This window comes from Halosolutus halophilus (assembly GCF_022869805.1).
Lineage (GTDB): Archaea > Halobacteriota > Halobacteria > Halobacteriales > Natrialbaceae > Halosolutus > Halosolutus halophilus.
The window spans coordinates 1,327,421-1,352,100 of record NZ_CP094974.1 but is presented as its reverse complement, the minus strand read 5'-3'; the positions used below and the strand labels follow the sequence as shown (position 1 = coordinate 1,352,100).

Annotated in this window: 25 protein-coding genes; 13 read left to right on the top strand and 12 right to left on the bottom strand. The window is 66.6% G+C overall.

Annotated elements, in window-relative coordinates; all coding sequences use genetic code 11:
* Positions 1-83 precede the first annotated feature (83 nt).
* Positions 84-1,466: a hypothetical protein gene (locus MUG98_RS06555; RefSeq protein ID WP_265111339.1), complete on the top strand. Its 1,383-nt coding sequence runs from the start codon at positions 84-86 to the stop codon at positions 1,464-1,466.
* A 39-nt stretch (positions 1,467-1,505) separates the two neighbouring features.
* Here the strand turns inward: MUG98_RS06555 and MUG98_RS06550 are convergent, their stop codons facing one another.
* Positions 1,506-2,105, bottom strand: coding sequence for a DUF8159 domain-containing protein (locus MUG98_RS06550; protein ID WP_265111338.1), 600 nt, complete (start codon positions 2,103-2,105; stop codon positions 1,506-1,508).
* Between the two features lie 94 nt (positions 2,106-2,199).
* Between MUG98_RS06550 and MUG98_RS06545 the strand changes: the two genes are divergently transcribed.
* Complete coding sequence (locus MUG98_RS06545; protein WP_265111337.1) at positions 2,200-3,462, top strand: cation:proton antiporter; 1,263 nt, start codon at positions 2,200-2,202, stop codon at positions 3,460-3,462.
* 18 nt (positions 3,463-3,480) lie between these two features.
* Here the strand turns inward: MUG98_RS06545 and MUG98_RS06540 are convergent, their stop codons facing one another.
* On the bottom strand, positions 3,481-4,686 hold the full coding sequence (locus MUG98_RS06540) for a hypothetical protein (RefSeq protein ID WP_265111336.1): 1,206 nt from the start codon (positions 4,684-4,686) through the stop codon (positions 3,481-3,483).
* A 6-nt stretch (positions 4,687-4,692) separates the two neighbouring features.
* Positions 4,693-5,301 carry a DUF7998 family protein gene (locus MUG98_RS06535; protein WP_265111335.1) on the bottom strand — a complete coding sequence of 203 codons (609 nt, stop codon included), beginning with the start codon at positions 5,299-5,301 and terminating at the stop codon, positions 4,693-4,695.
* Between the two features lie 119 nt (positions 5,302-5,420).
* On the opposite strand from MUG98_RS06535, the gene MUG98_RS06530 reads away from it, so the two are divergent.
* Entirely contained in the window at positions 5,421-5,699 is a 279-nt protein-coding gene (locus MUG98_RS06530) for a hypothetical protein (RefSeq protein WP_265111334.1), read from the top strand.
* Between the two features lie 76 nt (positions 5,700-5,775).
* Here MUG98_RS06530 and MUG98_RS06525 read toward each other — a convergent pair whose 3' ends face one another.
* The gene (locus MUG98_RS06525; RefSeq protein WP_265111333.1) at positions 5,776-6,396 is read right to left on the bottom strand and encodes a universal stress protein; all 621 of its coding nucleotides are present in this window, start codon (positions 6,394-6,396) and stop codon (positions 5,776-5,778) included.
* 210 nt (positions 6,397-6,606) lie between these two features.
* Between MUG98_RS06525 and MUG98_RS06520 the strand changes: the two genes are divergently transcribed.
* The gene (locus MUG98_RS06520) at positions 6,607-8,187 is read left to right on the top strand and encodes a long-chain-fatty-acid--CoA ligase (protein ID WP_265111332.1); all 1,581 of its coding nucleotides are present in this window, start codon (positions 6,607-6,609) and stop codon (positions 8,185-8,187) included.
* On the top strand, positions 8,187-8,987 hold the full coding sequence (locus MUG98_RS06515) for an enoyl-CoA hydratase-related protein (RefSeq protein ID WP_265111331.1): 801 nt from the start codon (positions 8,187-8,189) through the stop codon (positions 8,985-8,987). The genes MUG98_RS06520 and MUG98_RS06515 overlap by 1 nt, the downstream gene beginning before the upstream one ends.
* Before the next feature lie 74 nt (positions 8,988-9,061).
* Here MUG98_RS06515 and MUG98_RS06510 read toward each other — a convergent pair whose 3' ends face one another.
* Positions 9,062-9,508 carry a dCTP deaminase/dUTPase family protein gene (locus MUG98_RS06510; RefSeq protein ID WP_265111330.1) on the bottom strand — a complete coding sequence of 149 codons (447 nt, stop codon included), beginning with the start codon at positions 9,506-9,508 and terminating at the stop codon, positions 9,062-9,064.
* 55 nt (positions 9,509-9,563) lie between these two features.
* Entirely contained in the window at positions 9,564-11,045 is a 1,482-nt protein-coding gene (locus tag MUG98_RS06505) for an amidase (protein ID WP_265111329.1), read from the bottom strand.
* A 76-nt stretch (positions 11,046-11,121) separates the two neighbouring features.
* On the opposite strand from MUG98_RS06505, the gene MUG98_RS06500 reads away from it, so the two are divergent.
* A complete protein-coding gene (locus MUG98_RS06500) occupies positions 11,122-11,790 on the top strand; it encodes an O-methyltransferase (protein ID WP_265111328.1) in 669 nt (222 codons plus the stop codon).
* A 24-nt stretch (positions 11,791-11,814) separates the two neighbouring features.
* Here MUG98_RS06500 and MUG98_RS06495 read toward each other — a convergent pair whose 3' ends face one another.
* Positions 11,815-12,267 (bottom strand): hypothetical protein, encoded by a 453-nt coding sequence (locus tag MUG98_RS06495; protein WP_265111327.1) that lies wholly within the window; start codon positions 12,265-12,267, stop codon positions 11,815-11,817.
* A 58-nt stretch (positions 12,268-12,325) separates the two neighbouring features.
* Entirely contained in the window at positions 12,326-12,766 is a 441-nt protein-coding gene (locus MUG98_RS06490) for a DUF1467 domain-containing protein (protein WP_265111326.1), read from the bottom strand.
* Between the two features lie 140 nt (positions 12,767-12,906).
* Between MUG98_RS06490 and MUG98_RS06485 the strand changes: the two genes are divergently transcribed.
* Positions 12,907-13,425: a hypothetical protein gene (locus MUG98_RS06485; protein ID WP_265111325.1), complete on the top strand. Its 519-nt coding sequence runs from the start codon at positions 12,907-12,909 to the stop codon at positions 13,423-13,425.
* A gap of 15 nt (positions 13,426-13,440) precedes the next feature.
* Here the strand turns inward: MUG98_RS06485 and MUG98_RS06480 are convergent, their stop codons facing one another.
* Positions 13,441-14,256: a mechanosensitive ion channel family protein gene (locus tag MUG98_RS06480; RefSeq protein ID WP_265111324.1), complete on the bottom strand. Its 816-nt coding sequence runs from the start codon at positions 14,254-14,256 to the stop codon at positions 13,441-13,443.
* 543 nt (positions 14,257-14,799) lie between these two features.
* The gene (locus MUG98_RS06475) at positions 14,800-15,591 is read right to left on the bottom strand and encodes a creatininase family protein (protein WP_265111323.1); all 792 of its coding nucleotides are present in this window, start codon (positions 15,589-15,591) and stop codon (positions 14,800-14,802) included.
* 140 nt (positions 15,592-15,731) lie between these two features.
* Between MUG98_RS06475 and MUG98_RS06470 the strand changes: the two genes are divergently transcribed.
* The 5 genes from MUG98_RS06470 (at position 15,732) to MUG98_RS06450 (ending at position 20,529) form a co-directional block, all read left to right on the top strand.
* A complete protein-coding gene (locus MUG98_RS06470) occupies positions 15,732-16,160 on the top strand; it encodes a CopG family ribbon-helix-helix protein (protein WP_265111322.1) in 429 nt (142 codons plus the stop codon).
* Positions 16,161-16,246: 86 nt separating this feature from the next.
* Positions 16,247-16,624, top strand: a complete 378-nt coding sequence (locus MUG98_RS06465; RefSeq protein ID WP_265111321.1) for a cupin domain-containing protein — start codon at positions 16,247-16,249, stop codon at positions 16,622-16,624.
* Between the two features lie 108 nt (positions 16,625-16,732).
* Positions 16,733-17,146, top strand: coding sequence for a hypothetical protein (locus MUG98_RS06460; protein WP_265112423.1), 414 nt, complete (start codon positions 16,733-16,735; stop codon positions 17,144-17,146).
* 87 nt (positions 17,147-17,233) lie between these two features.
* Positions 17,234-18,385, top strand: a complete 1,152-nt coding sequence (locus tag MUG98_RS06455) for an acyl-CoA dehydrogenase family protein (protein ID WP_265111320.1) — start codon at positions 17,234-17,236, stop codon at positions 18,383-18,385.
* A gap of 200 nt (positions 18,386-18,585) precedes the next feature.
* Positions 18,586-20,529, top strand: coding sequence for a hybrid sensor histidine kinase/response regulator (locus MUG98_RS06450; protein ID WP_265111319.1), 1,944 nt, complete (start codon positions 18,586-18,588; stop codon positions 20,527-20,529).
* Between the two features lie 69 nt (positions 20,530-20,598).
* Here MUG98_RS06450 and MUG98_RS06445 read toward each other — a convergent pair whose 3' ends face one another.
* On the bottom strand, positions 20,599-22,581 hold the full coding sequence (locus MUG98_RS06445; protein ID WP_265111318.1) for a 3-hydroxyacyl-CoA dehydrogenase/enoyl-CoA hydratase family protein: 1,983 nt from the start codon (positions 22,579-22,581) through the stop codon (positions 20,599-20,601).
* A 115-nt stretch (positions 22,582-22,696) separates the two neighbouring features.
* Here MUG98_RS06445 and MUG98_RS06440 point away from each other — a divergent pair, with 115 nt between their 5' ends.
* Positions 22,697-23,848 (top strand): acyl-CoA dehydrogenase family protein, encoded by a 1,152-nt coding sequence (locus MUG98_RS06440; protein ID WP_265111317.1) that lies wholly within the window; start codon positions 22,697-22,699, stop codon positions 23,846-23,848.
* Between the two features lie 360 nt (positions 23,849-24,208).
* Here the strand turns inward: MUG98_RS06440 and MUG98_RS06435 are convergent, their stop codons facing one another.
* On the bottom strand, positions 24,209-24,667 hold the full coding sequence (locus MUG98_RS06435) for a hypothetical protein (protein ID WP_265111316.1): 459 nt from the start codon (positions 24,665-24,667) through the stop codon (positions 24,209-24,211).
* Positions 24,668-24,680: the final 13 nt, after the last annotated feature.

Here is a 24,680-nt window from a genome sequence, read left to right as displayed (position 1 = left end):
ACGATAGGACACCCACGGGCAAACAGTCCCTTCCGAACGTGTTCGGGTACAACTGGACGGACGGGGCGTCCGTACGATCGCACATGAACCGGATTCCTGGCGGACTGCGGACCGACCAGCAGCCGCCGATGGCGATCCCGCTGCGGCACTTCGTCCTCGCGCTGGCGTTTCTCGTCGCCGGGACCGTCGGCGGCACCGTGATGGCGGTTACGACGCTGCCGGGGCTGGCCGGCGTCGCGCGGATTCACACACTGCTGCTCGGCTGGATCGGCCTGACGATCATGGGGGCGATGACGCAGTTCGTCCCCGTCTGGTCCGGCGTGACGATCCACTCGCGACGGCTCGCGATCGCCCAGCTGTGGCTCGTCACCGGTGGGCTCGTCGGGTTTCTCGCTTGCCTGCTCGCGGGGGCGCTCGCGTGGCTCCCCCTCGTCGCCGCGGCGATCCTGGTGGGTCTCCTGCTGTTCGTCTACAACGTGGGCCGGACGCTGTGGGCGGCGCGGCCGCTGGATTTCACCGAACGGCACTTCGCGTTCGCGCTCGCCTGTTTCGCCGCCCTCGCGCCGCTCGGCTACCTCATGGCGGTCGACTTCACCGCGTCGGTGTTCGACGGAATCCTCCTGACGAGGGGCGACGTGCTCCTCGTCCACGCGACCCTCGCCCTCTACGGGGCCGTTCTCGCGACGATCGTCGGCGCGCTCGCACAGCTCGGCCAGATGTTCACGCAGGCCGAGTTCGACTCGGTAGACGAGCGACTCCTCGGACTCGAGCAAGTCCTCTTTCCGGCGGGGCTGATCCTGTTCGCCGCGAGCCGCGGCCTCGGCTGGGAGCCGGTCGCCCGGATCGGCGGGCTGGCACTGCTCGCCGGACTCGCCGCGTTCACCGTCGTCGTCGCTCGACTGCTCCTGCACTCGACGGTCGATCGGTCCCCGATGACGAAGCGATACTGGGTCGTCGTCGCTTCGCTCGTGGCGTGGATCGCGCTGGCGGTGCCGGCGTGGTGGCTCGATCCCGTGGCCTACGACGCGCTGTTCGGACATCCGGACGGGTTCCCGGTGCTCGTCGTCGGCGTCTTCGCGTTCGTCGTCGTCGGCTCGCTCTACCACATCGTCCCCTTCATCATCTGGATCGACCGCTACAGCGATCGGCTCGGCTTCGAGCAAGTCCCGATGATCGACGACCTGTACGACGATCGGCTCGAACGAGCCGACTTCCGGGTGACGCTGGTCGGTTTCGTCGGGCTGGCGGCAGGGCCGCTGTTCGACCTCCCGACGGCCGTCACGGTCGCCGGCAGTCTCCTCGCGACGGTGGGGTTCTGCCTGTTCGTCCTGAACGTGCTCCTGACGATCCACCGTCACGGACCGGACGGGATCGCGGGCGTCTTCGCGAGCGGGCTCGAGTCGGGCGAGGAATCCGCGGCGGCGGGGACGAGCGACCCCGACGTCGGCGTCTCGGCGGACGAGTAGTCGGCCCGCCGTATCGATCGGAGAGAGCGGCTCCCGGCGCTACTCGTCGGGCGAGACGTCGACCCTCGATTCGTACCGCTGTGACTCGATCGTCGTCACGACCAGTTCGCCGTACTCGGCGGCCGTCAGTTCGCCGTCGTTGTACCGCTCCGCCCACGGGGTCTCGACCGTCACCGAGCCGTACGACGCCGGCGCGTCGTCGAGGATCGTCGCCCCGAGTGCGACGGCGTCGTAGCCGGCGTCGACCAGCGCCGCGTAACCGCCCGCGATCAGGGCGACGTCGTGGAGGGTCCCTTCGCGGTAGCGATTCCCCTCGACGTACTCGATCGTCAGCACGTCCCGCTCGCGTTCGATCGACTCGACGACCAGATCGTACTCGTCGAGCGTCGACGCGAACCCGTCGGGATCGACGACGTCCGCGCTCGCGAGTTCCGGAATCGACTCCTCGAGCACGGCCGATCGCTCTTCGACGGGGAGGGCCGGCACGTACTCCGCGGTCGGCCACGTCCGGTTTTTCGGGAACTCCGTTCCCATCTCTTCGATGCAGCCGGCGGTTGCGGCGAGCGCGGCGACACCGCCCGCCCGCAGGAACCGCCACCGGGTCGTCCGGCCGGGGTCGTCCGATGGCGATCGGTCCATAGACGGGACTCGCCCCCGCGGGGCAAATGGATTCGTTCTGCAAACGCCGGCACCGAGCTAAAGGCGTAATTTATCGTATCGGCAACCGCTGCAAATGGCGATCGAGTTGTACGACGTCGGCCTGGTCGTGATCGGTGTCACGCTATTCGGCGTCGCCGTCCTCCCGCGGTTCGTCTCCGACCGCGCGATTTCGATGCCGATCTTCTTCGTCGGTCTCGGCATGCTCGTGTTCGGGGCCCCGATCGGACTCCCGCCGCCGGATCCGTTAGAGCAGGGGACGACGACGGAGCACCTCGCGGAACTGGGCGTCATCGTCGCCCTGATGGGCGTCGGGCTGAAGATCGACCGCGTGCCCGCCCTGCGCGCGTGGGCGTCGACGTGGCGATTGCTCGCGATCACGATGCCGCTGTCGATCGTCGGGGCGGCGCTGCTGGGCTGGTGGAGCGGTCTCGTGATCCCGACCGCGATCCTGCTGGGCGCGTGTATCGCGCCGACCGACCCGGTGCTCGCGTCGGAAGTCCAGGTCCGCGGTCCGGGGATGGGCACCGAGGCGGAACCGCTGGAGGAGGCCGCCGGAAAGCAAGACGAGGTCCGGTTCGCGCTCACGTCCGAGGCGGGGTTGAACGACGGGCTGGCCTTCCCGTTTACGAACCTGGCGATCGCGGTCGCTCTCGTCGGCCTCGCGCCCGGCAACTGGCTCGGCGAGTGGCTCGTCGTCGACGTCGGCTACCGGATCGTCGTCGGCGTGATCTTCGGCGTCGTCCTCGGCTACCTGACCGCCCGCGCCGTCTTCGCGACGGAACCGGACACGCCCGTCGCGGAGTCGGTCCAGGGACTCGAGGCGGTCGCCGGAACCCTGCTCGTCTACGGGGCGACCGAACTCGCGGGGGGCTACGGGTTCATCGCGGTCTTCGTCGCGGCGCTCGTGGTCCGACACTACGAGCGCTCACACGAGTACAACCGATCGCTCCACGAAGTAAGCGAGTTCGCCGAACAGGTGATGATGGCCCTCATCATGCTGTTCTTCGGCGGCGCGATCGTCGGCGGGCTCCTCGAACCGCTCACGACGGAGGCGATCGTCGCGTCGATCGCGATCGTGTTCGTCGTCCGCCCCCTCGCAGGAGCGGCGGGGTTTCTCGGGTTCGATCGCGATCCCGCCGAACGTGCGACGATCGCCTTTTTCGGGGTGCGGGGGATCGGCTCGTTCTACTACCTCGCACACGGGCTGAACGAGGCCGCGTTCCCCGACGCCGACTTGCTGTGGGCCACCGTCGGAGCGGTCGTCCTCGTCTCGATCGTCGTCCACGGGATCACCGCCACGCCGGCGGTCCGCTGGCTCGAGACGCGGGCGGAGTAGCGCGTTTCTTCGGCCGGTTCATCCCGGTCGCTCGTGAAAGACCGTCCCGAGGACGGCGGCGTACAGGATCGCGCCGAGCACCGAGAGCCAGCGTCCGGCTCCGACCAGCGGCGGATTCGCTGCGAGCAGTCCGGCGATTTCGAGCGCCAGTCCGGCGACGAGCGCCGAGACGGACGCCCTCGCGGTCCGATCGTCGATGCCGGGGGCCGAGGCGATCGCTGGCGGGTAGAAGTGATAGGTAACGCCGACGATCGTCAGCCCGACGAACCCGCCGACTGCGAGCCGATAGTGGCCGTCGAACGCGGTTGCCGGGACGCTCGAGGCGGGTGCGAACGCGAAGACCAGCCCCAGCAGGGCGACGAGCGCGCCACAGCCGACGGCGGCGAGGATCGCCCGAGACCCGACGCGATTGCGATCGCTCTGTCGGTAGAGATCGGCGTACGCGACGGCGAAGCCGACCAGTGCGATCGCTTCGAGTCCGGCACCGGCGCGAAACAGCGTCCCGCCGCGAAAGTCGATCGCGAGCAACGCCGGAGCGAGTGCACCGGCGGGGAGCACGACCGCGACGAGCGCCGGCGGGGGATCGGCCACGAGCAACCGCGGCAACAGCCTGATCCCGATCGCGAACACGAGCAGGGCCGCCGTTCCGGCCGCGAGCAGGTGGGTCGTCGGCGGTCCAGTAGGGGGCAACGCCGCCGGGTTGATCCCGAGTTCGGCCGCCAGCGGGAGTCCCGAGCCGACCAGCAGGTACGCGAGCACGACCGGAACGACCGCGTTCGCGAATCGATCGATCCGCTGGCGGTGGACGTCGGTCGCCCCGGTCGCGGTCTCCCCGCCCGTCAGGTTGTCCCGGACGGTCCAGACCAGCGTCCCGACGAAGACGAGACAGCCGACGAACCAGCCCGTCGCGCCGATACCCGCGACGGATCGAGGACCGATCCCGGCTCCGGCCGCGAACGCGCCGATCGTTCCGACTATCGCCAGCGGGAGGTGGATCGCCGGCGCCCGAGGAATCGCGAGGGTTCGCCCGAAGTACGAGGGAATCAGCTGGTACCCCTTCCCGAAGACGACGTGAAAGACGAACCCGTAGAGGCCGAGCGCGACCGTCGCCGATCGGGGGACCCCGGCGAGCACGGCGACCTGCCAGGTGACGAAGAAGGCGACCCCGCTCGCGACGAACGCACGGGACCAACGGGCGGTCGTCGCCGAACTGCTCGTCCCCATGCGAGCCTAGAACGGAGAGGTTACGTTCCCGTCGTCCGATTCGAAACCGGTCCCGTCCGACGCGCCGGGGACGACGCCGGTCTCGCGAAACTCGGCTTCGAGGCGCTCCAGCGCCTCGTTGAGGCCCGCGGCCTGGTGGTGTGAGGGGTGGACGCGAACCCGAACCAGATCGTACTCGTGGCGATCGCGGAGACCGTTCCAGGCCCGGAACGCGCCTTTGACGAGCGCGTCGGCCTGCGGGCAGAACTCGGTCGTCGGCGTGAACTCCGCCCGCAACACGGCCGGGTCGTCCGCGTCTTCGGCGTACCGGAACCCGGCCTCGGGATGGCGTCGATCGAGGTTGAGTTTCGCGAGGTTGTAGCCGAAGGTCGCGTCATAGACGCCGCGATCCTCGAAGCACTCCCGCGTGAGGGCGTGGAAGGAGGCGTGTCTCGATCCCGCGAGGACGTCGTGGTCCGCCAGGAACGGACCGGGGTCGGGGACGTTTTCGGGAACGAAGGCATCCCAGTCGTCGAATCCCCGATCGGCTGCCGAGTCGGAGGAATCCGGTGCGCGTGAGAACGGGTTCATATTCGGACGAACGGACGGGACCGCCCAGTACCTCCTGCCGAACATGTACCCCAATCGCGTCGGCGAGCGACGATCGACCCGTCGCGGTCGATTCGCGGGTGGCCGAGAACGGGCGAAGACGTTCGGGAGTAGCTTTTGGACGCTATCCGCCCAACCCGCGGGCGATGGCGGCTGGTTCCACCACGAACGATCGCGACCGCGTCGCACTGTCCGCGCAGTGCATCCAGAGAGCCTGCGAGGTGGAGCGCCAGCAACGCGCCCGCGCGATCGAGCGCCTGGAATCGGCTGCTGGCGACGAACTCACCGACGAACAGCGAGCGATCGTCGCGGAACTGGCCCGATCGCTCACCATCCACCTGACACCAGTCGTCATCGAAACGCTCCGGCGAACCTGTGAGACCGAGAACCCACGAGTCTGTGCCTGCGACCGATCGGACGGCTGACCCGGCGAGCCACGCGGTCCGGGATCGGTCGCGTTTTCGTACTCCCGGATTCGACCGGCGACGCGCCGGCCAGGGCTCAGTCGCCCTCGCCCCGTTCGGCGATCCGCGCCTCGCCGCTGACGGCGTCGACGGCGACCTGGACCGGCCCGGACGCGGTCTCGAGGTTGACGATCCACGACCCGCTGGTTCGGTGTGGCTCCCCGACGATCGAGACGTCCGGGTAACCGGCCGATTCGGCCCGTTCGCGAGCGAGGCGGATCGCCTCGTCCACGTCCTCGATGCTGATTTCGTCGGTCAGTCTGACGGTGACGACCGGCACGTCGGCCATCCGGACGAGCCGTTCGGTGACGCTGCCGACGAGGACTCGATCGAGGCCGGTCCGTCCCTGCGTCCCCATGACGATCAGGTCGACGCCCTCCTCGTCCGCGTAGTCGAGAATCTCCTCGTGTGGCACCCCCCGGCGGACCGCCGTCGTCACGGGAAGTCCGCCGTCCCGGGCGTCGGCCTCGACGCGAGCGACGGCTCGCTGTGCCGCTCGCCTCGCCCCGTCGCTCTCGAGGGACCCGAGTGGCCCCTCCGGTACGACCGACAGCGCGTGCACCGTCGCGTCGAACCGATCGGCGATCGTCAGCCCGTGGGTGATCGCCCGGCGTGTCCCGTCGCTGCCATCCGTTGGGATGAGCACGTCGGTATACATCGTGTACAGGACGGTTAGAAGTACGCCCGTAAATATGCTCGACTCCGTTCGTGGTCGGCGCTGCGTGACTTCGGTCGTGGCTCGCGCCTCCGGACGAGAGTGGTCGTTTCGTCGATTCCGCAGCGGCGTTACCTTCGGTAAGGATTTCCGGGTGTGATATCGAACAATGTAAATCTTTTTTACGGTACACGGCAACGTGGCCCACGAGGCATGCCAAATCTTGTCACTAACGTCGCGGCAGCCGTCGAAGAGCACGGCGACAACCCGGCGATCGGCTTCCAGGGGGACGAAACCACCTACGAGGAGTTCTGGGCGCAGACGGGCGCGTTCGCCGCCGCACTCGAGGAACGCGGCCTCGGTCCGGACGACCGCGTCGCGATCTACCTGCCGAACGTCCCGCCGTTCGTGATCGCGTTCCACGGGACGCTGCGAGCGGGCGGGGTCGTCGTCCCGATGAACCCGCAGTACAAGGCCCGCGAGATCGGTCACCTGCTCGGTGACAGCGAGGCCAGGGTGGTCGTCGCGCTCGCGGACCTGGTCCCCTTCGTAAAGGAGGTACAGGACGACACGTCGGTCGAACACGTCGTCAGCGTGGGCGGCGACGCCGAGGGCGCGACGCCGTTCGAGGAGTTCCTCGCCCGCGGCGCACCCGAGATCGCCGATCGTGACGACGACGACGTCGCGGTCCAGCCCTACACCAGCGGGACGACCGGGCAGCCGAAGGGCGTCCAGTTGACCCACGAGAACCTCGCCTCGAACGCGGCGATGGCGGATCAGCTTATCCCCGACGGAATCCGCCCGGACGACAAACAGCTCGGGGTCCTGCCGCTCTTTCACATCTACGGGATGACCGTCGTGATGAATTCGACGCTGTTCAACGGCGGCACGTACTACGCGGTCCCCGAGTGGGACGCCCAGGAAGCCGTCTCGATCGTCGAAGACGAGGAGTTGACGCTGATGCACGGCGTCCCGGCGATGTACAACGACATCATCAACCAGCCCGACGCCGAGGCGTTCGACCTCTCCTCGCTGCGTCTCTGTGGCGTCGGCGGCTCCGGCATTCCCGTCGAAGTCCTGCGCCGGTTCGAGGAACTCTACGAGCCGACGATCTACGAGGGGTACGGCCTGACCGAGACGAGCCCGATCACCCACTTCAACAGCCCGATCGAGGGGCGTCGCGTGGGGAGCATCGGCAAGACCGTCCCCGGCGTCGACTCGAAAGTCGTCGACGAGAACTTCGAGGAGGTCGCACCCGTCGAGGAGGGACCGATCGACGAAGACGACGCAAATCTCGGCGAGATCACCGGCGAACTCGTCGTCTCCGGGCCGAACGTGATGAAAGGCTACTACGGCCTGCCCGAGGCCAACGAGGAGGCGTTCACCGAGGAAGACGACACGCGATGGTTCCACACGGGCGATCTGGGCTATCACGACGAGGACGGCTTCTTCTACGTCGTCGATCGCGAGAAGCACATGATCGTCACCGGCGGCTACAACGTCTACCCGCGGGAGGTCGAGGAACTCCTCTTCGAGCACGAAGCCGTCGCCGACGCCGCCGTGGTCGGGATTCCCGACGAGCGCCGCGGCGAGACCGTCAAGGCGTTCGTGGTACCGACCCCCGACGCTGACGTCACGTCCGAGGACATCAAGGAGTACTGCCTGACCAACCTCGCGGAGTACAAGCACCCGCGCGAGGTCGAGTTCGTCGAGGAACTCCCGCGGACGACGACCGGCAAGGTCCAGAAGTTCAAACTCCGCGACCGCGAAGAATCGCGCGCGGAGGCCGAATGATGGCACTCGGTGACGCGGTGCAACTCGAGATCGAGGACGACGGGGTCGCGACGATCACGCTCGACCAGCCCGATCGCCGGAACGCGCTCTCGGCGGCGATCGGCGCGGGCATCGTAGAGGCACTCGACGAGATCGAAGAGAGCGACGCTCGCTGCGTCGTCGTCGAGGGCTCCGGCGGTTCGTTCTCCGCCGGCGGCGACGTCGAGGCGATGATCGAGGGCATCCAGGGGGACGTGCCGATCGACGAACGGGTCCGTCACCTCGAACGGACGACCAACGAGACGATGGCGCGACTCGTCACGTTCCCGCTGCCGACGATCGCGCTCGTCGACGGCCCGGCGGTCGGCGCGGGTGCGAACCTCGCGCTGGCCTGCGACGTCCAGTTCGCGACCGAGGACGCCGCGTTCGGGTTCGTCTTCCGGCAGGTCGGTTTGAGCGTCGACGCCGGCACGTCCTACCTCCTCCCGCGGGTCGTCGGCGAGAACGTCGCCCAGGAACTGGTCCTGACGGGCGACATCGTCGGCGCGGACCGGGCCGAGGAACTCGGCCTCGTCAACCACGTCTACGGCGACGACGAGTTCGACGAGCGGGTCGACGAGTTCGTCGAAACGATCGTCTCCGGCCCGCCGGTGGCACTGCGGCAGACGAACCGCCTGATTCGTGAGGGTCTCGACAAGTCCATCGAGCAGGCCCTGATCGACGAGGCGACCGCACAGGGGATCGTCTTCGGGACCGACGATCACGAGGAGGGCGTCACCGCATTCTTCGAGGACCGCGATCCGGAGTTCGAAGGCCGGTAGGGCCGCGGGCCGTCGGCCAGCACGGGGCGACACGCAGCCGCCGACTCGGGCAGCGTCCCGAGACCTCCGATCGCTCAGTCGCTCCCGGTCCCGAACGGGACGAGCGTCGAGACGCGCGCGTTCTCCTTGAGGTCGAGTCCACCGCCGGGGACGGTCAGCGGGATCAGGGGGAGATGCGACGCGACCTGGACGGTGGGGTGGGTGCCACCCCGCGCGAGGAGTTCGTTCCGCGGCTGGAGGAGCAACGGCCGATCGGGGTCGGTGAGGAACTCGTTGTGCTGGAGGACGTACTGGCCCCCCTCGAGGGTCCACCAGCCGTAGTCGTCGTCGGGATCCCGGAGTTCGGTCGGGACCGGTTCGAGGTCGGCGTCCTCGAGTTCGTCGCCGCCGAAGTCGATCCGACCGGGTTCGACGACCTCGTAGATCGCGCTGACCGTCAGGTCGATCCCCCGTTCGTGGAGCTGTACCGGTTCGTACACCAGGTTGTCGACGATGTCGGCAAGCGGATTCTCGGCGGACATATCGGGTGAAATGACGATCCGGAACGGCAAAAAGGGTACCGTCGCGGGCGATCGGCTAGTCCGTCGATTCGACCGCACGCGCCACACGCAGCGCCGTCGATTCGTCGTGCCAGTCCGCGACGATCTGGATTCCGACCGGCTTCCCGCCCTCGGCGTCCGCGTCGCCGTCGACCACCGTACGCGGCACGGAGACGGCCGGCGATCCGGTCAGGTTGAACGGCGCGGTGTTCGCCATCGTTCGCAGCAATCCGTCCATTCCCTGCACCGCGCCGAATTCGGGTGCCGTCGTGGGCGTCGTCGGGGTGAGCAACGCGTCGACGTCCAGGAACTGCTCGCGAACCGTCGCCGTGAACCGTCGCCGGAAATCCGCGGCTGCGACGTAGTGGCGGCCCGCGAGCGCCTCGTTGAGCGTGCCGTTGTAGAGCAGTTGTTCGCAGACGTTCTCGCCGAACTCGCAGTCGTCGGTCGCGTCGGCGAGCGCCTCGCGGAGGGGCTTCGTCGTCCCCGTTCCGAGCCCGTACTGGACGCCGTCGCCGCCGACGAACGCGGCGAACTCGGCTCCGATGAGCGTACCCGCCGCCGCGCCGACGAGATCGTAGCCGTCGATCGAGACCCGATCGATCGTCGCGCCGGCCGACGACAGGTCGTCGAGAGTGACCTCGACCGCACGGCGAACGTCGTCGGTCGCCAGTGCCATCGACTCCTCGACGACGCCGAGCGTCAGGTCGTCGACGCCCGCGTCGAGCGCCGCCGGGAACGACGACCGGGTGTGGCCGGCCGGCGTCGCGTGGGTCGACGGATCCGCGATGTCCGGCCCCGCGATCGCGTCCATCACGTTCGCCGCGGTCTCGACGTCGGTCGCGAGCGGCCCGACGTGATCGAGCGACGGCGACAGGTCGACGACGCCGAACCGGGAGACGAGTCGGTGGGTCGGTTTGACGCCGACGACGCCACAGAACGAGGCGGGGATCCGGATCGACCCGGCGGTGTCGGTTCCGAGCGCGGCGTCGACCAGCCCGCCCGCGACCGCCGCGCCGCTGCCGCTCGAGGAGCCACCCGGCACGCAGCCGTCGGCGGCGGGGTTCTCGATCCGCCCGTGGGCGCAGGTCTCGCCCGTCGTGAAGTAGGCGAATTCGTCCATGTTCGTCGTCCCGACGATCGACGCCCCCGCTCCGCGAAGCCGTTCGACGACCGTCGCGCTGTACGGCGGCGCGTACGAGAAGCCGGGCGATCCACACGTGGTCTCGACGCCGGCGACGACCGTGTTCTCCTTGACCGCGACGGCGAGTCCGGCGAGCGGGCCGTCCGGCGCGGTCGGCGGGAGGTCGAACCGCTTCCGGAAGGCGTTGTATCGATCGTCCCCCGTCCGGACGTCGTCAGGTTCGTCACTGGCGGGCGGTTCCACTTCGAACGCCTCCGCAGTCGCGGCGAGGGTCCGGATAGTCTCGCGGTGTGCCTGCCGGTCGCCGTCGGCGATCGTGATCCCGTACCGATCGGCGACCCGCTCGATCGTCTCGTCGAGGAGATCGTCGTCCATGTCTCGCGGTTTCAGAGCAGGGCCCAAATACGTCGGCCTCCCGGAACTCTATGTAGCCCCCAGCCGACGGTTCCGTATGGTCGAAGTTCTCTCGCCAGCGATCACCCGGTTCGTTCGCGCAGTCGGTCCGGAGTCCGACGAGACGCTCCGCGAGATGGACGAGTACGCCGAACGGGAGGGGTTCCCCCACGTCGGCCCCGAGGTCGGCGCGTTCCTCCGGTTCGTCGCTCGACTGGCCGACGCGGACCGGATTTTCGAGTTCGGCTCCGGCTACGGCTACTCGGCGTACTGGTTCGCCGACGCGCTCCCCGACGACGGCGAGATCGTCCTCACGGAGGTCGACGAGGACGAACTCGACCTCGCCCGCGAGTACATGCGTCGGGGCGGATACCACGATCGCGCCCGGTACGAACTCGGCGACGCGATGGAGACGATCGACCGCTACGACGGTCCCTTCGAAGTCGTCCTGATCGACCACCAGAAACACCGCTACGCGGACGCCTTCGAGGTGGTCCGGTCGAAAGTGCCGGTCGGGGGCGTGGTCGTCGCGGACAACGCGATCACGGCCGGCCCGATCGAGTTCGAGAGACTGCTGGAACTGGCCGAGGGTGAGGAGCCAGACGACGTGAACGAACACACGCGGGGCATCGCGGACTATCTCGAGCGCGCGACCGGTGATCCGGCCTTCGAGACGATCGTGGTACCGCTCGGCGAGGGGATCGCAGTGAGTTATCGGATCCAGTGAGCAGCAACCGTCGGCGGTCAGGAATCAGTAGTCAGAGGGCGTCTCCCCGTCGAGAATCTGTTCTTCCGGCACGTCGGTGCCCGCACGGGAGCCGTACTCCCGGAAGCCGAGAAACGCCGTCGTCCCGCAGGCCGACAGCAACGTCGCCCACGTGACTGCAGCGATGGCGAGGACGATCGCGTCGGACGGCCCGTAGACGACCGCGCCGAGGGTTTCGAGACCGATGCCGTGGAGGCCGGCGATCGCGAGGAAGGCGAGCCAGTAGCCGAGCGCAGACAGCGCGAGCGTCCGTCGGGAGACCACGTCGGCGTACCTGGCGAGCGAGTAGACGCCGGCGATGGCGAGTGCGGTCGCGCCGAGCGTCGGCACGAGTGCGTCGACCGGACCGGTCGAGACGCCGGCAACGGCGAAACAGGCGAACGAAACGGCGAGCAGGAACCGATCCGAACGATGGGCTGCTGGAATCACGTCAGGCACCGTTTTGCTGGGAAGAGTGGGTGATCGTACAAATACCTGTTGGGCCGTTTCCTCTCCATCAGTCGTCGAGGACGCGTTCCTCAGGGGAGGGACGCCCCGGATGGATCCCGTACGTGGCGAAGCCGTAGAGGACCGTTATCGCCACGGCACAGCAGATCACGGCACCGGCGATCGACTCGAGTGCGAGCGTCGCGAGCGGCCCGGCGACCGCGTCGCCGACGGCCGCGGCCGATTCGCTCTCGGGAGCCGCCACCAGCCCGTACGGAAGGAAGGCGACGAACGCGAGGACCCACCAGCGTTTCGTCGCGAGACGGAGTCGATCGGGAGTGTAGTCGCGGGCAGCGTTCGTTACGCCAGCGATGCCGAGGGCGGTCAGCAGCAGCGCCGGGGCCAGACGATACGGCGAATCCAATCCGGCATTAATCGCGACGCCGAGGGCCACGGCGGCGACGGAACCGACGAGCAGCGGCGACCAGGGTGGCGAAAACGGGCGGGTCATGCCTGCTGACCGGTAGCGACTGGTTGTACAAAACTCTCGCGAACTGTCCGCGCCGAACCGCGTTATCGGGGATTGTCGCTCACGGTCGGTCGACAACAAAGGACGTATTACCGGTGCCGACGAGACGGACATGAACACGAATGTGGAACGCGATCCAGGAGAACGCGAGACGGACGCTGTTGGGTCTCCGCCGAGCGGCCCCGTCGAGAGGAGACGTCGCCTCCCGGGTTCCGGGTCGGGGCTGGCTGGCGGCCGCGAAGCGACGCTGGAAGCGACACGTCACGGAACGACCCGAACTGTATCAGGCGTACGTCTCCCTGCCGACCGACGGCGATCGATCGGGGTTCGGCGACGTCCACGACTGCGTAGAGGACCTGGAGTACGTTTTCGAGGGGCGCCTCGACGTGTACGCACGAACGAACGGGATCGCGGTCGTCAGCGATCGCGTCTCGGCCGACCAGTTCGACAGGGACGCCTTCGAACGCGTCGTAGAGCGGATCGAGGACTGTTACGCCGGGACCCGCACGGTAGCGCGACTCGAGAAGTGGCGGCCGGGCGGCGATCGCCTCGTCAAGTCGTTCGTGGTCGTCCCGGTCAAGCCGCTCTTTCCCGACGAGTCGTCCGAAAAAGCGCCGCGGGTTCGGTCGGCCGCGGAGTAACTCGTACTGCGCGGATCAGTCGTCGTCGCTCGGACCGGGGCCGGGTTCGGAGCCGGGTTCGCGGTCGGTGCTGCGCGTCTGGCTGCTGCGGGACCGCTCGTCCGCGTTCGATCGGCCGCCGGTAGACCCTTCTTCCGGAGTCATGTTCGACGTGCGCCCCATCCAGTTGTCGATGTTGTCGGCGACGTAGTCCTTGCCACCCCAGCCGAACGCGACGCCGGCGCCGATGGCGACGGCCGCGGCGAGTCCCCACGCGAGCGCTCGTGCGAAGACGTAGAGGATACCGACGTCGATTCCCATCGTGTCGAGACCGATGACGATCGCCGTGAAGTAAAGGAACATCCGGGCGCCGTTGGCGAACCAGCCGGCGTAGGCGGATTCCGTCGCCGCCTGCGTTCGCTCGATGACGTCACCGATGAAGTCGGCGACGACGAAGCCGAGGACGATGACGAGCAGGCCGGCGATGAACGACGGTAGGTACGAGACGGCCGTCGAGATCCACTCAGACAGCGTCGCGATCGCGAGGGCGTTCGCTGCCGCCAGGAACGCGAGCGCGTAGACGAACCACTTCGCGAGCGATCCGAACGCGCTGGAGACGGCCTGTTCGGTGCCGCCGAGTATGCGGCCCAGCGGCGTCTCGAGGACCATCCGATCGAGTTCGATACCGTCGGCGAGGCGTCGGACGACGCCCGCGGCGACGCGGCCGATGATCCATCCGACGAGGAGGATCACGAGCGCGCCGACGAGGCGTGGCAGGAACGTCACGAGTTCCGCGACGGGATCCTGAAGCCATTCGGGTACCTGCGCTTGTGCGGGATGTGGCTGTAGCATGTGCAACTGACGTTGTCGCGTGCCGGCCTTTGTAATTGAGTGCCTATCGATTTGTCGTGAAATCAATCAGTCGTCGCCGAAGACGACGCTGCTAATGAAGTGTCCGTTATCCCGAATTGTACGACGCACGGACCGTGACGGATCGATGGCGGAACTGACGTTTCAATCGACGAGACGTCGACTCGGAGATACGACGACCGTCGTGCCCGCTAGCGATAAATGACAATTGGTGCCGGCACCGCGCTCCGCCGGAAAGGTCCCGCTGTGACACCGGTCGGTTCGAGGATCGTCGCGCCACGGTATCTACCGAGTTTCATTCATGACCGATCGGCGATACGTCGGCCGCTCGTCGTCCGACACAGGGGTCGATCGGGGGTTCGGACCGGCTGTATTCGCAAATCCGGGTGTGAACCCGTTCTGGAGGGCCGAATCGCCGGAATCGGGTCGACGCGAGTGAACGGCGACCGGCAAGAATCCGATTCGAGTGATAGCTTCCGTAACGTCCGATTAGTGGAATTGCGCCTGCAGCTGCCGGGAGCGAGCCTATCCGTCGTCGTCAGACCGTGGTGGCACGTGCCGTTCGGGCAGCAGGTCGGCGATCGGCCGGTCGTCGAGCCACTCCAGTAGCGCGACGAACTGGTCCGTCGCGGCCTCGAACAGTCGTTCGCCGATCTCGGGCGTCGCGTCGGTCTGGTCCCCGAAGACGCCGTTCGGGCTGTTCTCGATCGAATCGTAGAACGTGCGCGCGCCGTGGACCAGTGCCGCGTCGTAGTCGAAGGTCGCGCCGCCGTCGCGAGCGTCCCCGAGTCGATCGCCCCGGACGAGTTCCTCGGCGATGTGCATGATCATGGCCGTCTCCTTCGGGCCGCCGTGGGGACCGGGCGTCTCGAAGACTTCCTCGATCAGGCCCGGGATCGACTCGTCCCACATCCACTCGATCGCGTACGCCGTCTCGTCCTCGTGTAACCGTCGGCCGACCTCCTGGAGGTGTGCGACGTTTCCCCCGTGGGCGTTGACGTAGACGATGCGATCGATCCCGTGGTAGGTGAGGTTCCGCGAGAAACTCTCCACGAAGTCGCGGAAGACCGGCGCGTCGACCCACATCGTGCCGTGGAACTGCCGGTGGTGCGAACTGACGCCGATTCGGAGCGGTGGGGTACAGCAGAAGCCGGTTCGATCGGTCGCTTCGCGCGCGAGCGCCTCGGCGATCAGGTGATCGGTGCCCTCGGGGAGGTGCGGGCCGTGCTGTTCGGTCGACCCGATCGGGACGACTGCGAGCGATTCGTCCGCGAAGTATTCGGATAGCTCGGGCCACGTCCGGTGTGGGAGGTACATAGGTATCGATGTCGCTGGATCCGCAAAACTTGGGTGGTCGTCCGCCACGTCGTGGCGGTCGTCGTGGACCGTGATCCGATCGCCGACTCTCGATCCGGAGGAATGATAATCCTTAATAGATCGCACCGATAGGTTATTATATGGCAGTCGTCAGCGTCTCGATGCCCGACGAACTTCTCGCGCGACTCGATCAGTTCGCCGACGAACACGGATACACCGGTCGAAGCGAGGTCGTCAGGGAGGCCTCGCGGAATCTGCTCGGCGAGTTCGAGGAGACGAGACTCGAGGATCGGGATCTGATGGGGATCGTCACCGTCCTCTTCGATTACGAGACCACGAGCGTCGAGGAACGGATGATGCACCTGCGTCACGAACACGAGACGCTCGTCGCGTCGAACTTCCACAGCCACGTCGGCGACCACTACTGCATGGAACTGTTCGTGCTCGAAGGCGAACTCGAGGACATCTCGACGTTCGTCGGGAAGATCAGGGCGACCAGGGACGCGTTGACCGTCGATTACTCCGTCACCCCGGTCGACGAATTCGACCCGATCGCCCAGGGGAACTAAGCCACCGCGATCGATGCGGTTCTCGCCGTCGATCGGGCCGTGAGCGACCAGTATAGTTTTACCGTTCTCCCGACGAAGGAATGGACATGTCCTACCGGAAGGTCAACTACGAGGAGGTCGATCAGGTCTCGAGCGCGATGCACTTTCTCAGCGACCCGCTGGAGACCGAACGCGTCGGGGTGACGGTGGCCCGCTGCGATCCCGGCTGGAAGAGCAAGCCACACGATCACACCGACAACGACCACGAGGAGGTCTACGTGCTGATCGAGGGCGAGGCGACGGTCGTCGTCGACGACGAACCCGTGGCGATGGAGACGGGTGACGCGCTGTGGCTTCCGCCCGAGTCCACCCGACAGATCCGTAACGGCGATCGGGAGAGCGCGTTCGTGCTCGTCAGCGCCCCCAGTATCGCGGACGAGGAGGGCGACGACGACGAGTGGCTCCTCTCGGGGTTCGCCGGCTGAGGGGTCTCCGGGACGGTTTAGTGACTCGGCGTCGTCGTCGCCGACAGGTGAGCCGCGATCTACTCGAAACACCACGCAGCAACCTCGCTCGTCGTCGCCGTGCTCGTCGTGTACGCCCTCCCACCGATTACCGTCGCTGGAACGCCCCTTCCGGCCCTCCTCGTCGTCGCCTACGGGACTGCCGTCGGCGTCCTCGTCGACCTCGATCACTTCCTCATCGCCCGGTTCAAAACGGGGACCTGGAACGCCGTCCGGTTCTGCCTCTCCAATCCTGCCGCCGTCGTCGCCGACCAGCGGCGGATCTTCGATCGGGGTGACGTCGGCGTCCTCTCGCGGTTGTTGAGTCACCTGGTGATCGCCGGACTCGTCGTCCCGGGACTCGCCGTCGCGAGCGTTCCACTCGCCGTCCTGACCGCGGTCGTCCTCTACGTTCACCTCGTTAGCGACCTCGCCTGGGACATCTGGCGGTTCGATCAGTACGCGGACGTATCGAGGGACGAACTCGTCCAGGAACTCCGGTGACCGACCCGGTTCGGACGGCGATCGGCACGGTGCGGCCTTGCAACGTTGCCCATCGACTATTTGACGCCCGACAATGAGTGACGTGACATGGAGTTGCTCGACGACAGTCTCGTCCCGGAGCATGCACGTGACGTCAAGGCCGAGGCCCGCGAGTTCGCACGCGAGCACATCGAACCCAACGCGCAGGAGTACTTCCAGGCGGGTGAGTACCCCCACGAGATCCTCGAGGCGGGCCAGGACGCGAATCTGGTCGCACAGGACATCCCCGAAGAGTGGGGTGGACGGGGGCTGGACTTGCCGCAGTTGCTCGCGCTCACCGAGGAGTTCTACCGGGCGGACGCCGGCATTGCCCTGACGCTCCAGCTCGCGAGTTTCGGCTGCGAGATCACCTACGAGTACGGCTCCGACGAGCAGTGCGAGGAGTACATCCGGCCGGTCGCCGAGGGCGAGCAACTCTCGGGGCTGGCCGTCTCGGAACCGGAGACGGGCAGCGACCTCGCGGGGATGCAGACCCGCGCGGAGAAAGAGGGTGACGAGTACGTGCTCAACGGCGAGAAGTACTGGATCGGCAACGGCGTCGAAGCGGACTGGGTGACGCTCTACGCGCGGACGGGCGACGACGAGGACAACCGGTACGGGAATCACTCGATGTTCATCGTCCCGACCGACACCGACGGCTACGAGGCCGAGCACATCCCGGAGAAGATGGCGATGCGCGCCTCGAAGCAGGCCCACATCACGCTCGACGATTGTCGGATCCCCGAGGAGAACCTGATCGGCCACGAGGGGGCCGGGTTCATGATGCTCGCGGATTTCTTCAACCACGGCCGCGTCGTCGTCTCCGGACACGGTCTCGGCCTCGCCGCGGCCGCGATCGAGGAGGCCTGGGAGTTCACCCACGATCGCGAGGAGTTCGGCCGGACGATAAACGAGTTCCAGGCGGTCCAGCACGGCCTCGCGGATATGCTCATCGAGTTCGAGAGCGCCCGGACGCTCACGTGGCGCGCCTGTGAAAAAGTCCGAAACCGTGAGAACGCGGGCTACTGGGCGGCGATGGCCAAGACCAAGGCGACCGAGACGGCCGTCGAGGTTTCCGAACAGGGGATGCAGTTCCACGGCGGCCGATCGATCCTCGACGAACGCCGCATCGCCCGCGTCTACCGGGACGCGCGGATCCCGGTCATCTACGAGGGGGCGAACGAGGTCCAGCGCAACCTCGTCTACGGGCAGGCCGCGTAAACGGATCGAGATCCTGACTGGCCGATCGGTTCGCGGAATCGCGAGCGGCCTCACGTCCCGATTCTGTGACGGTCCGCCGGAGCGATCGGTCCAGCCGGACGGTCCGGTCGAAAGAACAATCAGTTCGCCTATCATCCGTGCACGTAGACGAATCGACGACGTAGCGACGGAGGTGTCACGCGATCCCGGACCCAACCCACGTGAATCGGCCGCGCGTCCTCTGTGTGAGCAGCGACCGCTCGACGCGGGCCTCCATCACGTTAGCACTCACCGACACGCCGGTCAACGTCGTCATCGCCCAGGACGCGTCCGCGGCCGTCGACCGACTTCAAGAGGAGTCGATCGACGCGATCGTCGTCGACGCGCGGACCATCGGCGACCTCTCCGAACTCGTCGACGCGGTCGAGTCCACCGCGCCGGAGACGCCGACGTTCGTCCACTGGGGCGAAGCGGCCGACGAGTCCATCGACGTACTGGCGGAGGTGGTCGAGCGGGCCGACGAGAGCGATTCGACGGAGCGGCTGGCGGCCGCAGTGACCGAACGGATCGGGGGCCACTCCGGCGACCCAGCCAGTAAGACGTCTCGGGCAGGGCCGATCGCTGACACCGATGCGCCCGATCTCGAGACCCTCGTGGGTGCCGTGAGACGACGACTCGTCGACGTGACCTCGCCCGTGACCGTCGAACGGGTCCTTCGCGAAGAGTTCACCGACAGCGATCGGTTCACGTTCGCGTGGGTCGGCGAGTACGATCGGGGTGAACGGGAGATCGTCCCTTGGTTGACCGATCCCAGGGCGATGGAGTGGCCGATGCAACGGACGTTCAGTATCGGCGACGGTGACTACCCGCTCCTCGAACGGACGATGCACACCCGGGAGTTGCAGGTCCGCTCGGTCGTCGCCAGCAAGCGAGACGCCGTCCCGTTCGGTGACCACGCAGTCGAACGGGACGTCGACGCCGTCGCCGTCGCACCGCTCGCCTCGGACGGGGACTTTTACGGCGTGTTCGTCGTCTACGCGCCCGATCCGCTCTCGGAGCGCGAACGGGACGCGATCGCGTCGGTCGCCGACACCGCCTCACACGTGCTCGAGTCGATCGCGATTCGCGGTCGACTCGAGCAGCAGGAACAGTCGCTCCACCGGTACGAGCGCCTCGTGGAGACGGCGGGCGACGGGATGTACGTCCTCGACGACACGGGCCACTTCATGACGGTCAACGACGCGCTCGTCGAGATGACCGGCTACAGCCGCGAGGGACTGCTCGGCGAACACGTCTCGCTTCTCTTCGATCGGGACGCCGTCGAGGCCGGCGAGGAGACCATTCGGCGACTCCTCGACGGCCACGAGAGTTCGGCTGCACTCGAGATGCCGCTCGAGACGAAGACGGGATCGACGATCCCCTGTGAGGTCCAGATCGCCGTGCTCGAACGGGAGGGGACGTTCCTCGGGTCCGTCGGTGGCGTCCGGGACGTCACGGAGCGCAAACGCAGCGAACGGAAACTCCGCGAACAGAACGAGCGCCTCGACGCCTTCGCGCGGATCGTGAGCCACGACCTTCGGAACCCGCTCAGCGTCTCACAGGGGTATCTCGACCTGATGGAGGAATCAGGATCGCTCGACCACGTAGAGCACGTTCGCGACGGACTCGATCGGATGGAGTCGATCGTCGAAGACGTCCTCGCGATCGCACGGGACGGGGAGTGGGCGACGGACGTCGAACCCGTCGAACTCGAACGGATGGTCGTCGAGGCGTGGGACCACGTCACCACGGACGAGGCCACGCTTTCGATCGCGGAGACGATGGTCCTCGAAGCCGATCGATCGCGGTTCCTGCGGTTGCTCGAGAACTGTTTTCGCAATTCCATCGAACACGGTGGAAGCGACGTCACCGTCCGCGTCGGCCCGCTCGGTTCGGCTGCGGATCCGACGACCGACAATCGTGGCTTCTTCGTCGAAGACGATGGTAGCGGGCTCCCAGACGACCTTCAGGACCGACTCTTCGATCCGTCGGTGTCCTCGTCGCCGGAGGGGCTCGGCATCGGACTCTGGATCGTCAGGGAGGTCGCGACCGGACACGGCTGGTCGATCACGGCGACCGAGAGCGAGGATGGAGGGGCCCGGTTCGAGTTCGAACTCGACGGTTAGCGACGTTTCCGACCCGAGTTCCGGTGCCAGGACGGAAACGACTCCGTGCGGATCGATCGATCGGCGGTCCTACTTCCCTTCGAACTCGGGTTCGTCGTCGCCGAAGAATGCGTTGATACCCTCGTGGACGTCCTCGGAATTGACGACGTGTCCGAAGCCCATGGACTCGACTTCGAGTCCGGCCTCGTGGTTGTCCCAGCCCTTTTGCATCGCGCGCTTCGTGAAGCGCATCGCGAGCGGCGGGCCGCCCGCGAGCTTCGCGGCGTAGTCGTGTGCGGCCGACTCGAACTCGTCGGGTTCGACGACCTCGTTTACGAACCCGAAGTCCGCCATCTCCTCGGCGGGGAAGCGCTCCGCGGTGAAGATGATTTCCTTCGCACGCCCCATACCGACGATGCGCTGGAGGCGCTGCGTGCCACCCCACCCGGGGAGCAGACCGAGGTTGAACTCGGGCTGGCCGAACTCCGATCGCGAACTGGCGATCCGGACGTCCGCACACGTTGCGAGTTCCATGCCGCCGCCGAGGCAGTAGCCGTCGATGGCGGCCACGACCGGCATCTCGAGCTCCTCGAGGCGGCCGAACGTTTCCTGGCCGTACTTCGAGAGTTCGACCGCATCGAAGGGGTCGGCGCCACCGCCGGCGATGCTCATGAAGTCCGCGCCCGCGGAGAACGCCTTCGAACCGGCGCCCGTGAGGAGGAGTGCGCGAGCGCTGTCGTCGTCGTCGACGACGTCGATCGCGGCGTCGAGTTCCTCGATGAGCTCCAGGCTGATGGAGTTCATCTGCTGGGGGCGGCTGAGTTCGATCTGTGCGACCTTGTCGCCGGGGTAGGTCAGCTCGATCGTGTCGAAATCCGGCGTCCCGTCCCCTTCGTCAGCGTCGTCGTAGAACCCACCTTCTTCCGCGGCGGTGGCGAGGTAGTCGAAGGGTTCGTACCGCGGGTGGCCGGTTTCCTCGTAGGCGTCCTGGAGCGCTTCGGAGAGCGCGGCGACGCCGTATTCGTCGGCGAACTTCGCGGGCCCCTTCGGCCAGCGCCCGCCGAGCTTGACCGCGGTGTCGATCTCCTCGGGCGACGCGACGCCGTCGCCGACGAGGAAGGCGACTTCGTTCGCGAGCACGGCGAGCAGGCGCTCCTTGACGGTCTCGTTGAACAGGTCGTCGTCCATGGAGACGTCCGCGCCGTCACCGTCCTCGTAGTCGTAGAAGCCTTTGCCGGACTTCTGGCCGAACTCTTCGTTCTCGACTTTCACTTCCATCAGCGGGCACGGCTCGTAGCGCTCGCCCGCGACCTCGTTCATGTAGTCGAGGACGTGGTAGCCGACGTCGATGCCGACGTAGTCCGCGAGTTCGAAACTCCCCATCGGCATCCCGATATCGAATTTCGTCGTCGCGTCGACCTCCTCGATGGTGGCAACGTCGTCTTCGACGAGCCACGCGGCCTCGTTCATGAGGGGAACGAGGATGCGGTTCACGACGAACCCGGGGACGTCCTTCCGGACGCGCACCGGCGTCTTCCCGAAGTCCTCTGCGAGCGCCTCGATGACGTCGAGCGTCGCGTCCTCGGTGTGCTCGCCGGAGATGACCTCGACGAGGTCCATCCGGATCGGCGGGTTGAAAAAGTGCATCCCACAGAACGCCTCCGGACGATCCGTGAACTCGGAGAGCTCCGTGATGGAGAGCGAGGACGTGTTCGTCGTGAACACCGCATGGTCGGGGGCGTATTCCTCCACGTCCGTCCACGTGTCCCGCTTGATCTCCATCTTTTCCGGGACGGCTTCGATGACGACGTCCGCGTCCGCGACCGTCTCCTCGAGATCGACGAGCGGCGTCACGCGATCGAGCGCTTCCTCGGCGTCGCTCTCGGTGATCTGGTCGTTCTCCGCCAGCTTGCCGAGCGACCACTCGATCTGCTCGTAGCCGTTCTGGACGAACTCGTCTTTGATGTCACGCATGTTCACGTCGTACCCGGCTATGGCGGCGACTTCCGCGATGCCGTGGCCCATATTCCCCGCTCCGAGAACTGCGACGGTGTTGATATCTTCCAGTTCCATGGTCACGTATGCTATCGGCACCGGTTTCAACGTTTCCCTATTCGGCAAAGAAAACTGCAGTTCTGTTTACTCCGGGTTACAAAGGACTTTATCGGTGGGATGGTAACGAACGTCTATGGAATTCGGGCTCACCGAAGAACAACAGCAAATTCGGGACGAAGTGCAGCGATTCGCGGAGAACGAGATCGAACCCGTCGCCGAGGAGTACGACGAGGAAGAGAAGTACCCCCACGAGGTCATCGACAAGGCCGCCGAAATGGGCCTGACGGGCGCTTACATCCCGATGGAGTACGGCGGTGCCGGCTACTCCATCCTCGACACCGCGATCATCACGGAGGAACTGTTCTCCTACGATCCCGGGATCGGGTTGTCGATCGTCTCGACCTCCTTCGGCTGTGAAGCACTGCTCCGCTTCGGGACCGAAGACCAGAAGGAGCGCTTCCTCGAACCGGTCGCCAGGGGCGAGAAGATCTCCGGTGCCGCCATCTCCGAACCGGACACCGGATCCGACGTCTCCTCCGTCTCGACGCGCGCCGAGAAAGACGGCGACGAGTGGGTGATCAACGGCAACAAGATGTGGATCACCAACGGGACCGTCGGCGACTTCTTCGTCGTTCTCTGTAAGACCAACCCCGACGCCGAGGGCCGCTACAACGGCTTCAGCCAGATCATCGTCGAGTCCGATCGCGACGGGTTCTCGGCCGACAAGATCACCGGCAAACTCGGCATTCGGGCCTCCGACACCGCCGAACTCGTCTTCGACGACGTGCGCGTGCCAGAAGAGAACCTCGTCGGTACTCGCGACGCCGCGTTCATGCAGCAGATGCAGTTCTTCGACGAAACTCGTACTGCGGTCGCCGCGCAGGGCGTCGGGATCGCGAAGGGAGCGACCCGCGCCGCCCTAGAGTACGCCCAGGACCGCGAACAGTTCGGGCAGTCGATCAGCGAGTTCCAGGCCATCCAGCACAAACTCGCCGAGATGGCGACCGAGACCGAGGCGGCGCGCAACCTGACCTACAAGTCCGCCTGGAACGTCGATCAGGAGAACGACATCACCAAGCTCGCCTCGATGGCCAAGGAGTACGCCTCCCGCGTCGCCGTCGACGTCGCCAACGAGGCCGTCCAGATCCACGGCGGCGCCGGCTACGTCAACGACTTCCCGGTCGAACGGTTCTACCGCGACGCCAAGATCACCCAGATCTACGAGGGTACGAGCGAGATCCAGAAGAACGTCATCGCCCGCGAACTGCTCGGGAAAGGTTTCTAGAGACCAACTTCTGTTCTGCGTGCGGTCGCCTACGGCGACCGCACTCGGCAAAATCCTCAACAGAGCGCGAAGCGCTCTTTCGGACGGGAAGATTCCGCCGGGATCGCTTGCAGTCGGCGCTTTGCGCAGACGATCTCGCGGAACTACGCTCCGCTCAGCTTCGATGAAAAGCCTCCTTCCTCCGTTCCGACCCGCCGAGCGGGCCTCCACATCGGACGTCGGCCCGCTCGCGCGCCCTGCGGGCTCGCTCGCGGTACAGTGTGAGTGAAACTACCTGCCCTCCCCCGGATCGCGTGCTCGACGCTTCCGCCGAGCACGCTCTCGACCATCAACAGCTAACTCGCTCTCGTTCGGGCTCCGTCATTCGTCACTGTCGGAATCCGTGTCCCCACCGTCGCTGTCCGAATCGGTATCGCCATCGTCGCTGTCCGAATCGGTATCGCCGTCATCTCGATCGGTGTCGGTGTCTCCATCGTCCCGATCGGTGTCTGTATCCCCGTTCCCGCCACTCGTCGGGGTCCGATCGGCGGCGGTCGCGTGCTCCCGAACGGCGGCCGATCGCTCCGGTTCGCCGGATTCCTTCCCGTTCGGCGACGTGGATTGCTTCTCGGGCACGAAACTGGGCTCGAAGACGTACAACACCATGGGTGGGAGGACGTACGAACCGATCGCGAGCACTGCGAACCACGGATCGACGAAGACGAGGATGCCGAAGATCGTCAGCGCCGCGGTCGCGGCGGTGTGGATCGCCGTACTCGTATAGCGACGATAGAACGACCAGAACTCGCGGAGTGGGGCCGCGACTGTCGGGGCGACCATCGGGAGGATCTAC